12 protein-coding genes are annotated in these 11,128 nt (G+C 71.1%); 8 read left to right on the top strand and 4 right to left on the bottom strand.

Translation table 11 applies throughout. The features are described from left to right. Positions 1-210, top strand: a 210-nt coding sequence (locus ABYE80_RS10370) for a response regulator transcription factor (RefSeq protein WP_372790200.1), incomplete at its 5' end; no start/stop codon positions are given. 5 nt (positions 211-215) lie between these two features. Here ABYE80_RS10370 and ABYE80_RS10375 read toward each other — a convergent pair. Further along, complete coding sequence (locus ABYE80_RS10375; RefSeq protein ID WP_372790201.1) at positions 216-1,019, bottom strand: alpha/beta fold hydrolase; 804 nt, start codon at positions 1,017-1,019, stop codon at positions 216-218. Between the two features lie 127 nt (positions 1,020-1,146). Here ABYE80_RS10375 and ABYE80_RS10380 point away from each other — a divergent pair, with 127 nt between their 5' ends. From ABYE80_RS10380 to ald, 3 genes are all read left to right on the top strand, one after another. Next, positions 1,147-2,529, top strand: coding sequence for an aspartate aminotransferase family protein (locus ABYE80_RS10380; protein ID WP_372790202.1), 1,383 nt, complete (start codon positions 1,147-1,149; stop codon positions 2,527-2,529). Positions 2,530-2,556: 27 nt separating this feature from the next. After that, a complete protein-coding gene (locus ABYE80_RS10385) occupies positions 2,557-4,194 on the top strand; it encodes a PucR family transcriptional regulator (protein ID WP_372790203.1) in 1,638 nt (545 codons plus the stop codon). 82 nt (positions 4,195-4,276) lie between these two features. After that, complete coding sequence (gene ald, locus ABYE80_RS10390) at positions 4,277-5,416, top strand: alanine dehydrogenase (RefSeq protein ID WP_372790204.1); 1,140 nt, start codon at positions 4,277-4,279, stop codon at positions 5,414-5,416. 9 nt (positions 5,417-5,425) lie between these two features. Here the strand turns inward: ald and ABYE80_RS10395 are convergent, their stop codons facing one another. Both ABYE80_RS10395 and ABYE80_RS10400 read right to left on the bottom strand, forming a co-directional pair. Continuing rightward, complete coding sequence (locus ABYE80_RS10395; RefSeq protein WP_372790205.1) at positions 5,426-5,962, bottom strand: glutathione peroxidase; 537 nt, start codon at positions 5,960-5,962, stop codon at positions 5,426-5,428. Between the two features lie 47 nt (positions 5,963-6,009). Beyond that, a complete protein-coding gene (locus ABYE80_RS10400; protein WP_372790206.1) occupies positions 6,010-6,462 on the bottom strand; it encodes a hypothetical protein in 453 nt (150 codons plus the stop codon). Between the two features lie 113 nt (positions 6,463-6,575). Here ABYE80_RS10400 and rpsL point away from each other — a divergent pair, with 113 nt between their 5' ends. The 3 genes from rpsL to ABYE80_RS10415 all read left to right on the top strand — a co-directional run bounded on the left by rpsL (position 6,576) and on the right by ABYE80_RS10415 (position 8,615). Further along, on the top strand, positions 6,576-6,977 hold the full coding sequence (gene rpsL, locus ABYE80_RS10405; RefSeq protein WP_372790207.1) for a 30S ribosomal protein S12: 402 nt from the start codon (positions 6,576-6,578) through the stop codon (positions 6,975-6,977). An 11-nt stretch (positions 6,978-6,988) separates the two neighbouring features. After that, entirely contained in the window at positions 6,989-7,459 is a 471-nt protein-coding gene (rpsG, locus tag ABYE80_RS10410) for a 30S ribosomal protein S7 (protein WP_372790208.1), read from the top strand. A 151-nt stretch (positions 7,460-7,610) separates the two neighbouring features. Continuing rightward, on the top strand, positions 7,611-8,615 hold the full coding sequence (locus ABYE80_RS10415; protein WP_372790209.1) for a hypothetical protein: 1,005 nt from the start codon (positions 7,611-7,613) through the stop codon (positions 8,613-8,615). A gap of 92 nt (positions 8,616-8,707) precedes the next feature. Here the strand turns inward: ABYE80_RS10415 and ABYE80_RS10420 are convergent, their stop codons facing one another. Next, complete coding sequence (locus ABYE80_RS10420; protein WP_372790210.1) at positions 8,708-9,466, bottom strand: hypothetical protein; 759 nt, start codon at positions 9,464-9,466, stop codon at positions 8,708-8,710. 210 nt (positions 9,467-9,676) lie between these two features. Between ABYE80_RS10420 and fusA the strand changes: the two genes are divergently transcribed. Beyond that, a partial coding sequence (fusA, locus tag ABYE80_RS10425) for an elongation factor G (protein WP_372790211.1) occupies positions 9,677-11,128 on the top strand: 1,452 nt, incomplete at its 3' end.

Below are 11,128 nucleotides of genomic sequence, written 5' to 3' on the forward strand. Positions count from 1 at the left end.
CTGGCCCTCATCGCCGAGGGGTGGTCCAACGCGGCCATCGGCCGGGCGCTCTGCGTGACCGGGAAGACGGTGGAGTCCCATGTCCGCAGCGTCTACGCCAAGCTCGATCTCGCCGATTCGGACGCCAGCCACCGGCGCGTCCAGGCCGTGCTGGCGTTCCTCGACGCGCACGAGGAGTCCGGGCCGCAGCGCCTGCCGCTGGCGTCGTGAGCGCCCTACAGCGCCGTGACGTCGGCGACCGGCGCGCTGGACTCGAGCAGCACCCCGGCCAGGAGGGCCGGGTCGTCGCTGAACGGCGCGTGTCCGCATCCCGGCAGCGTCACGTGCCGCGCGCGAGGCATCACGTGCCGGGCGCGCGCCGCCTGGCGGTAGAGCAGCAGGAGGTCCCTGTCGCCCCAGGCCACCGTGACCGGGACGTCGTCGAGCTGGTGGGCGTCGTGGAACGTGTAGTCGTCGAATGCCTCGCAGCAGGCGTCGAACGCGGGTGCGCCGACGAGGAGCTCGAGATGCTCGATCGCGGCCTCTCCGTCCATGCGCCACGGACGGGCGACCAACTGCCCGAGCAGCGCCGTCCGGCCGACGGGTGAACGCAGCAGGCTCGGCAGCACCGGGCCCAGCAGCGGCAGCAGCCGACGGGACACCTGCAGCGAGGTCTGGGCGAAGGTGCGCTCGCGCGGCGTCCAGAACCCGACCGGTGACACCGCGGTGGCGCTGGCCACGGCGCCCATGCGAGCGAGCTCGAGCGCGATGCCTCCGCCCATCGAGTTGCCGGCGACGTGGGGCCGCTCGAGTCCCAGCTCGCCGAAGAAGGCGCGGACCCGCTCGGCCTGGTCGGGTACCGAGGGACCGGTGCCGTCGTGGGGGCTGCGCCCGAATCCCGGCAGATCGATGGCGATCACGTCCCGTTCCTGGGCGAGCCGGTCCATGACGGGCTCCCAGATGCGCCATTGGCTGCCGATGCCATGGACGAGGACGAGCGGCTCTCCGGAGCCCCGGCGGACGTGGTGAAGGGCGGGCATGGGCCGCAGCGTAGTCCCGACCGACGCCGCGTGTGCCGACATGGACAGCAGGGGTCGCGGTTACCGTGCAGGGCGAGTAGCGTTGTCCACATCGATGGCGATCGCGACGGATCGTCCAAAGGAACCCATGGCTACGACGGAGTCCACGACCAGCGCCGATCTCCAGCAGCTCGCCCAACGCCACCTCTGGATGCACTTCAGCCGGATGGGCAGCTACGGCGCGGGGGCCGAGATCCCGATCATCGCCAGGGGCGAGGGGTGCTACGTGTGGGACGTGCACGGCAACCGCTACTTCGACGGGTTGAGCGCGCTGTTCTGCGTGAACATCGGTCACGGGCGCCACGACGTCGCCCAGGCGGGTGCCGACCAGGCGCGTGAGCTCGGCTTCTTCACGACGTGGTCCTACGCGCATCCGCCCGCGATCGAGCTCGCGGCCCGCCTCGCGCACCTCGCTCCGGGCGACATCAACCGGGTGTTCTTCACCAGCGGCGGTGGTGAGTCGGTGGAGTCGGCGATCAAGCTCGTCCGTCAGTACCACAAGCTCACCGGCAACCCGAACAAGACCAAGATCATCGCGCGCGAGACCGCCTACCACGGGACGACGCTCGGCGCCCTCGCCGCCACCGGCATCACGAACCTCCGGCAGCCCTTCGAGCCGTTCACCCCCGGTGGGTGCCACGTGGTCAACACCAACCAGTACCGCATGGCGCCCGGGTACGGGGTGGAGAACCTCGCCGACGCCATCGCGCACCGCATCGACTTCGAAGGTCCCGACACGGTCGCGGCCGTGATCCTCGAGCCGGTCCAGAACGCTGGGGGCTGCTTCACCCCTCCCGACGGCTACTTCCAGCGGGTCCGGGAGATCTGCGACGAGCGCGACGTGCTCCTCATCAGCGACGAGGTCATCTGCGCGTTCGGCCGCCTGGGGGAGTGGTTCGGAGCGGACCGCTACGGCTACCAGCCCGACATCATCACCACGGCCAAGGGCCTGACCAGCTCCTACGCGCCGATGGGCGCCGTCCTGGCCTCGGACCGGCTCATCGAGCCGTTCCTGGAGGGGAACGCCAGCTTCGCCCACGGCTTCACCTGGGGCGGACATCCCATGTGCGCCGCGGTCGCGATGGCCAACCTCGACGTCTTCGAGGAGGAGGGGATCCTCGAGAACGTCCGTGAGCACGAGCCCGCGTTCCGCGCGATGCTCGACTCCCTGCGCGACATCCCCATCGTCGGCGACGTCCGCGGGGCCGGCTACTTCCAGGCGATCGAACTGGTCAAGGACCGCGAGTCCAAGCCCCACTTCACGCGGGCCGAGGCGGAGGATCTCCTCCGCGGCTACATGTCCGCCGAGTTCTACCGCCGCGGGCTGATCTGCCGCGCCGACGACCGCGGCGACCCCGTCATCCAGCTCTCGCCTCCGCTCATCTCGGGACCGGAGCACTTCGCGGAGATCGAGGCGGTGCTGCGGCCCGTGCTCGAGGAGGCCTCCCGCCGGGTCGGTGCGCGTGCCTGAGCCGCGGCCAGGGGGAGACGGTCCGGCGTGCTGACCGTCGGCGAGCTCCTGACGGACCTCGACGTCCGCCTCCTCGCCGGCGAGGCGTCGGTCGACCAGCCCGTCCGCTGGGTCCACATCACCGAGCTTCCCGATCCGACGCCGTTCCTCAGCGGCGGGGAGCTGCTGCTCACCACCGGGATGGCGCTGACCGAGCCGAAGACCCAGAAGACCTTCGTCACGCGGCTCGCCGAGCACGGGCTGGCCGGTCTCGGGGTGGGCACCGGATTCCTCCACGACGCGGTTCCCCCGGCGATGGTCAAGACGGCCGCCGAGCTCGGGTTCCCGCTCTTCGAGGTCCCGTACGACCTGCCGTTCATCGCCCTGACCGAGCGGGCCTTCACCCGGCTGGTGAACGAGCAGTACGCGCTGCTGCAGCGATCGATCGTCGCCCAGGAGCGGCTGCAGCGCATCGTCCTGTCCGAGCGCGGGCTCGACGCGATCGCCGGTCAGCTCTCGACGCTCATCGGCGGGGCGGCGATGGTGTTCGACGGCCGCGGCGAGCGGCGCACCGTGCGCACGTTCCGGCGCGACCTCCCGGACGAGCTGGTCGACGAGGTCGGGAACGAGCTGCGGGAGCGCGCGCGCCGGGGCGAGGGGCGTGAGTTCCTCCCGACCGCCGCGGAGCTCGGAGGCCGAGCCCTGGCGCTACCGGTCTCGAGCCCGGGCGCCGAGCCCGGAGCGGTCCCGCAGGCCTGGCTGGTCGCCGCCAAGGATCAGGGTGGGCTCGCCGAGATCGACCGCTTGATCCTGCACCAGGCCGTCACGGTCGTCGCGCTGGAGCTGCTCCGCGTCCGGGTCGCCGACGCGACCGAGCGCCGCCTGGCGGGGGACGTCCTCAGCGAGATCGTGGCCGGGGAGGTCGAGGGGGCCGAGCTCCAGCGGCGACTCGAGCCCTTCGGGCTGGGTGGACGCACGACCGCGCTCGCGCTGGCGACGTCCGCCGGTCCGCCGGAGGCGGGCGTCGAGGCGGTCGTCGCCGATGCGCTCCGGGCCGAGGCCGTCAGCGGCCTCGTGGCAACGACCGGCAGGTTCGTGGGCGTGCTCCTGCCAGGACTGCTGGACGAGGAGCTCTTCGACACGTGCGAGCGGCTCGTGGCCCGGATCACCGCTGCGCTCGGGACCGCGCCCCTCGCCGGAGCGGGACGCGCCGTGCCCGCCGGCCGTGCGCGCGAGACCTGGCACGAGGCCCGGTGCGCGCTCGAGGCCCGCGAGCTGGGCGCGGATCCGGCACCCGCGTCCTCCAACGGTGATCGGCCGGCGAAGCCCGGGCGGGTCGCGACCTATCGCGACCTCGGGTCCTTCCAGCTCCTCCTCGCGCTCCAGGACAGCGACGCGCTGCGCGTGTACTGCGACTCGCTCCTGGCGCCGATCGAGGAGGGCGACGGCCACTACGGGGGTGAGCTCATGCGCTCCCTGGAGGCGTTCATCGAGTGCAACGGCCAGTGGGAGGCGGCGGCGCGACGGCTGTACTGCCACCGCCACACCCTGCGTTATCGCATCCGCAAGATCGAGGAGCTGACCGGCCGCGATCTCGCGCGTGCCCGCGATCGCATCGAGTTCTGGCTCGCGCTCCGCGGCCGCGAGATGGCGCCGAGCACACCGCGGGAGAGCACCGCGCAATGACGTCCGAAGCCGACCTCCCCGTATCCCCGCGCGACCCAGCGTCCGCGACCACCGTCCCCGACGTCCCCGAGGTGTCCCAGCCATGAAGGTCGGCGTTCCCACCGAGATCAAGACCGACGAGTACCGCGTCGCGCTCACCCCGTCCGGCGTGCGCGAGCTCGTCGACCGCGGCCACGAGGTCGTCGTGGAGCGCGGCGCCGGGGAGGGCTCGGCGATCGCCGACGAGGACTTCGTGGCGCAGGGGGCGGAGATCCTGCCCGACGCGGACGCGGTCTTCGAGACGGCGGAGATGATCGTGAAGGTCAAGGAGCCGCAGCCCGTGGAGGTCGCGCGCCTGCGGCCGGACCACGTGCTCTTCACGTACCTGCACCTGGCGCCCGACCCCCAGCTGACCGCCGGGCTGGTCGCCAGCGGCGCCACCTGCATCGCCTACGAGACGGTCGAGGACGCGCGCGGCCGCCTGCCGCTCCTGGCCCCGATGTCGGAGATCGCCGGGAAGATCGCCACGCAGGCCGGAGCGTTCATGCTCGAGAAGCCATTGGGCGGGCGCGGCCTGCTCCTCGGCGGGGTGCCGGGCGTCGCGGCCGGGAAGGTCATGGTGATCGGCGGCGGCGTCGTGGGGCAGAACGCGGCCGAGATCGCGATCGGCATGGGCGCGGAGACCTACGTCTACGACCGCAGCATCGACCGCCTGCGGGACCTCGAGACCATCCTCAACATGCGGTGCTCCACCTGCTTCGCCTCGACGCTGGAGATCGAGCAGCGGCTCCCGGAGATGGATCTCGTCATCGGCGCGGTGCTCGTGCACGGCGCCAAGGCGCCGCACGTGATCACGCGCGAGCAGCTCGCGCTGATGAAGCGCAACTCGGTGCTCGTCGACGTCTCGATCGATCAGGGCGGCTGCTTCGAGACCTCGCGGCCGACGACGCACTCGGACCCCACCTACGAGGTCGACGGCGTCATCCACTACTGCGTCGCGAACATGCCGGGAGCGGTGCCGATCACCTCGACGTGGGCGCTGACCAACGCGACCATGCCGTACGTCGTGAAGCTCGCGACCGAGGGCGTGGACGCCGCGCTGCGGGCGGACGCCGGGTTCCTGGCCGGGCTCAACGTTGCGGCGGGCGCGGTGACCTACGAGCCGGTCGCGCGCGACCAGGGGCTGACGTACCTTCCGCCGCTCGAGGCGCTCGCCAGCGTGGCCGCGGCGCGGGCCGCCTGAGCGCCCGCGTCAGGACGCGGGCAGCGCCGCCTCGATCGCCCCGAGGAGGTCGGGGTCGTCGGGCGTGACCTTGGTCGCCCAGCGCCTCACGAGTCGACCCTCGCCGTCGACGAGGTACTTCGTGAAGTTCCAGACCGGGGGCTTGGAGCCCGGCTGGCGCGCGATGTCCCTCCACAGCGGGGAGGGGTCCGCGCGGACCGACATCGTCTCGGTCATGGGGAACGCGACGCCGTAGTTCCTGTGGCACACCTCGCTGGTGGCCTCGGCGTCGTCGTGCTCCTGGCCGAGGAAGTCGGCCGACGGGGTGCCGACGATCTGCAGGCCGCGAGGGCCGAAGCGGTCGTACAGCGCCTGGAGCCCCTCGAACTGGGGCGTGTAGCCGCACTTGCTGGCGGTGTTCACGAACAGCGTCGGCCGTCCGCGGAGCGTACGGAGGTCGAGCGCGCCCCCGCCGAGCAGCGGCACGCTGTGGGTGTACAGGTCGGAGGGCTCGTCGAGCGCCTTCGTGCGCTGGAGATACATCCGCAGGGTGGAGAGCAACGCCATGTCGAGAAGTCTCTACGAACAGCCGCGCCGCGTGGTTCAGTCAGGCATCAGGTCGCGTCGTTGGCGACGTCGGCGGGGTCCGGGCGCTCCGGTGCGGCTGGGGTCTCGTCACGGCCTCGCGCGCCGCCGCGCCGGCCGACGAAGGGCAGGCGGTTGAGGTCGGTCCGCAGGCCGTGCATCTCCTGCAGCAGGTCCTCGAGCGTCGGGTCCAGGTTCGCCAGCGACGGCGCGAGCGGTTCGAGCTGGCCGGCCAGCGGCTGGACCCGGTCACCGATCACGACGACGTCGGCGTGCATGCCCTCGACCTCGTTGGCCATGCGCTCCACCACGAGCGTGAGCTCACGGATCAGCTCGGGCAGCTGGCCGATGTCCGAACGCAGGCCCTTGACCTCGCGCCGCATCAGGGACAGCTGGCGCCCGACCGACGGGAGCACCGCCAGGGAGCTCGCGAGCGCTTCGAGTTGCGCGCCGACGTGGCGCAGGGGATCGGCGAGGGCCATCCCGGTGGTCTACCACGCATCGGGCGCCGGAGGAGGTGCCGCGCCGGGGCGCTCGCCGGAGCGCGTGAGGCGCGGGTCGTCCCCGAACGATCGTTGCTACTCTCCCCCGTCGCATGCCTACGACCAGCCAGCTGATCCGCAAGGGTCGCACGCCGAAGTCCAAGAAGCTGTCCACTCCGGGCCTCAAGTCCGGCAAGGGCCGCAAGAAGAAGACCGCCGCGCCCCAGCGCCGCGGGGTCTGCACTCGCGTGTACACGACCACCCCCAAGAAGCCGAACTCCGCGCTTCGCAAGGTCGCTCGTGTCCGCATCTCCGGTGGCATCGAGGTCACGGCGTACATCCCGGGCGAGGGTCACAACCTCCAGGAGCACTCCGTCGTGCTCGTGCGTGGTGGCCGCGTCAAGGACCTGCCGGGCGTGCGGTACAAGGTCGTCCGTGGGACCCTCGACGCCGCCGGCGTCAGCGATCGCAAGAAGGCGCGGTCGCAGTACGGGGTCAAGAAGGCAAAGAAGTAGGTACCTGAGAGATGCCCCGTCGCGCAGCCGCGCAGCTCCGGACGATCGAGCCGGACGCCGTTCACCGCTCCCGTCTCGTCCAGCAGCTGATCAACAAGATCATGCTGGACGGCAAGAAGTCCACCGCCGAGCGGATCGTCTACGACGCCCTCGCCATCCTGTCCGAGAAGACCGGCAAGGACCCGGTCGAGGCCCTCGAGCTCTCGATCAAGGCCCTGACCCCGAACCTCGAGGTCCGCTCCCGCCGCGTCGGCGGCGCCACCTACCAGGTGCCCGTCGAGGTCCCGGCACGCCGTGCTCGCACGCTGGCGATCCGCTGGCTCGCCGAGTTCGCGCGCCAGCGCCGCGAGAAGACGATGGCCCAGCGCCTCGCCAACGAGCTGATGGACGCCCAGAACAACCAGGGCGGCGCCTACAAGCGCAAGGACGACATCTACCGCATGGCGCAGGCCAACAAGGCCTTCGCGCACTACCGCTGGTAGTCAGCTTCGACGCATCCGCGTCCGCGGGAGCCCGGTGACCGGTTCGGTCGCCGGGCTCTCGTCGTTCTGGACGGATGATGTCCACGTGCGTGGTGTGCTGCCGTAGCGTGGTCGCGGGGGCACCCGTCGGCGACAGCGCTCGGCTGTCGCCATGAGTTGGAGGGCCGACCCATGGCTGACCCGTATCTCGACTGGACCACCGTCGGAGATCCTGCTGACGCTCGGCAGCGCCGCGGTCGTGACGGCACGGACCGGGGACACCCTGCGGGAGGGCGTCCGCAACGGGACGGCCACCGCGGAGACGCGGGTGATCTCCGGCGTGACCGGTGAGCAGTACGGGACCCGGCAGTCGAACATCTCGACCGGGACCTCGGCCGGCGGATCAGCGATCTACGGCTGTCGTCGACCCACCAAGGAGTGCACACGGCACGTGAACCTCGACAACGGGCCCGCGGCCGCCTTCGCGACGAAGGGCACGATCCCGTTCACGTTGAGCGACACGGCCACGGGCCTGATCCCGCGGCTGAACGCCGACCGGGTCGACAACCTCAACGCCAGCGAGATCGTGGCGCTGGCGCTGACGGGCAAGTCGGCGGCGGCAGGCAAGGCGGACACGGCGACGAAGGCCGACTCGGCCACGACCGCGGACACCGCCACGGCGGTCACCGGCAGGACACCGCTGAGCAAGATGACGTTCGTGAGCTCGTCGGCGTCCAACGCGGACGAGGCGACCGCGCGCGCCGCGGCGACCGAGGTGTCGCTGCTGAAGTTCGGCCCGTTCGAGATCTACGGCAAGTGCTTCACGGACACGGACGCCGGCACGGGGGCGACCCCGTCGGTGCTCGCCGAGCTGTTCATCCGCACGACGGAGAGCGGGGCGACCCTCGACGGCGGCGGCAGTGGGTACCTCGATGGCGACACGGCCTACCTCGACACCGGGACGGCCGAGACGACGCGGAGGATCGAGGACATCTCGAGCGGCGACAACCCCGTGAACATCGACTTCGACGAGGAGTCCGGTGTCGTCATGCGCCCGGACGCAACGTTGCACGAGTTCCGGCACGTGATCGCCGTCAAGGAGACGACGCCCGCCGGCGGTGACGGCCCGTACGGTGCCGGGCAGCGCTGCGGGTTCGCGGCGTCGCTGAACACCTGACCGCGAGAGGGTTCGGCCCGATCCCCGCACGCAACGCGGGGATCGCCGCCGTTCCCGACCCCTGCGGCGCCGTCGGCGCCGCAGGTCCGCGGTCAGTCGAAGCGCCGCATCGCCCGCTCCCGGGCGCGGCGCAGACGCGCCTCGAACGAGAGCGACTTCTCCTCCGCCTCCGGCTCCGCGGCCGGGTCGGGTCGGGAGGGTCGCGCCGGCGCGTCCGCGGCACCCGGGCGCGTCGTCGGCGTACGCGGTGCCGACGCCCCGGCCGGCGGCTCCGGCGCCGTACGGGGCCGCTCCGCGGCCGCTTCGCCTGGTTCGGGCGTCGGTCGGGAGGGTGGCTGCGCGGGTGCGGCAGCGGCCTCCGAGGTCCGCTGCGCGGGACCCGTGCCGGCCTCCCGGCGTCCTCCGAGCGCCGCGGCGCCACCGGCGAGCACGAGCAGGCCTCCGCCCGCCATGAGCAGCAGGGCGCCCGCGAGCGTCTCGAGGTAGAAGCCCGTTCCGGCCTTGGCGCTCGCGTCCTCGTACAGCTCGCCGATCGGACCGGTGTCGTCGAGGTCCGGCGCGTCGCCCAGGACCGCGATCAGCAGCACGGTGACGCCGCAGGCGGCCACCGCGAGCATCGCCGGCCGCGCACCACGCAGGGCGCCGAGCAGCATCGCCAGTGCCGCGGCGCCGATGAGCAGGAGCGCCACGCTGTGGCGGTCGTATCCGGACAGCTCGCGATCGACGTCGGCGGTGATGGATCCGCTGCCGCCGACGGTGATCTCGATGATGGTGGCGAAGGTCGCGACGACGAGCAGGACGACCCCGAGCAGACCGGCCGTCGCGAGCGCGCCGCGGGCCCCTCGGACCACGCTCGGAGCGGCCCGGTTCGCCAGCTGCGATCTGCTATGGTTCCGCGCCGCTTCCGGGGTTCCCGTGCTCACCTGTGCTCACCCCGGTTCAGCAGGTTGCATTCCGATGGAGACCTCTGCCACATAGCGCGACGAACGGGACATCCTCCTGAGGTTCGCGCGGGCCCAAGGGGCCCGTTCTTTTTGCCACAACGATCGAGAAGCTGAGTCATGCCACGTAAGTTCCCACTCGAGAAGACCCGGAATATCGGGATCATGGCGCACATCGACGCCGGCAAGACGACGACCACGGAGCGCATCCTCTATTACACCGGTCGTACGTACAAGATCGGTGAGGTCCACGAGGGCGCGGCCACCATGGACTGGATGGAGCAGGAGCAGGAGCGCGGCATCACGATCACGTCCGCCGCGACCACCTGCGAGTGGGAGGGCCATCGGATCAACATCATCGACACGCCCGGGCACGTCGACTTCACCGTCGAGGTCGAGCGTTCGCTGCGCGTCCTCGACGGCGCGATCGCCTGCTTCGACTCCGTCGCCGGCGTCGAGCCGCAGTCCGAGACCGTCTGGCGCCAGGCCGACAAGTACTCGGTGCCGCGCATCGCCTACGTCAACAAGATGGACCGCATGGGCGCGTCGTTCGAGAACAGCGTCCAGACGATGATCGACCGGCTCGGGGCCAACCCCGTCCCGATCCAGCTCCCGATCGGCGCCGAGGCCGAGTTCCAGGGCATCGTCGATCTCGTCGCCATGAAGGCGATCATCTACAAGGACGACCTGGGCAAGGAGGTCGAGATCACGGACATCCCCGAGGATCTCGCCGACGCCGCCGCCGACGCGCGTGAGCACCTGCTCGAGGAGGTCTCGCACTTCGACGACGAGATCGTCGAGATGATCCTGGAGGAGGCCGACATCCCCGTCGAGCGTCTCCAGCAGGCGATCCGCAAGGCGACGCTCGAGATCGGCATGACCCCGGTCATGTGCGGCTCCTCGTTCAAGAACAAGGGCGTCCAGCCCCTGCTCGACGCCGTCCTCGCCTACCTGCCCAGCCCGCTCGACGTCCCGGACATGGAGGGCGTCGTCCCCAACCGCGACGGCACCGACGGCGAGCCGGCCACCCGCAAGCCGGACGACGACGAGCCGTTCTCCGCGCTCGCGTTCAAGATCATGGGCGATCCGTTCTTCGGCAAGCTCACCTACTTCCGCGTCTACTCCGGCAAGCTCGAGGCCGGCGGCAAGGTCCTCAACGTCGGCTCGGGCAAGACCGAGCGCATGGGCCGGCTGCTGATGATGCACGCCAACGACCGCGAGGACGTCACCGAGGTCTACGCGGGCGACATCGCCGCAGGCGTCGGCATCAAGCAGGTCGTCACCGGCGACACGCTGTGCTCGCCCGACCAGCCGATCAAGCTCGAGTCGATGACCTTCCCCGAGCCGGTCATCAAGGTCGCCGTCGAGCCCAAGACGAAGTCCGATCAGGAGAAGATGGGCGTCGCCCTGGGCCGCCTGGCCGAGGAGGACCCCACCTTCGTCGTGCAGACCAACGAGGAGACCGGTCAGACCGAGATCTCCGGCATGGGCGAGCTGCACCTCGAGATCCTCGTCGACCGCATGAAGCGGGAGTTCAACGTCGAGGCGAACGTCGGCAAGCCGCAGGTCTCC

It is taken from the genome of Paraconexibacter sp. (genome assembly GCF_041602235.1).
Taxonomy (GTDB): domain Bacteria; phylum Actinomycetota; class Thermoleophilia; order Solirubrobacterales; family Solirubrobacteraceae; genus Paraconexibacter.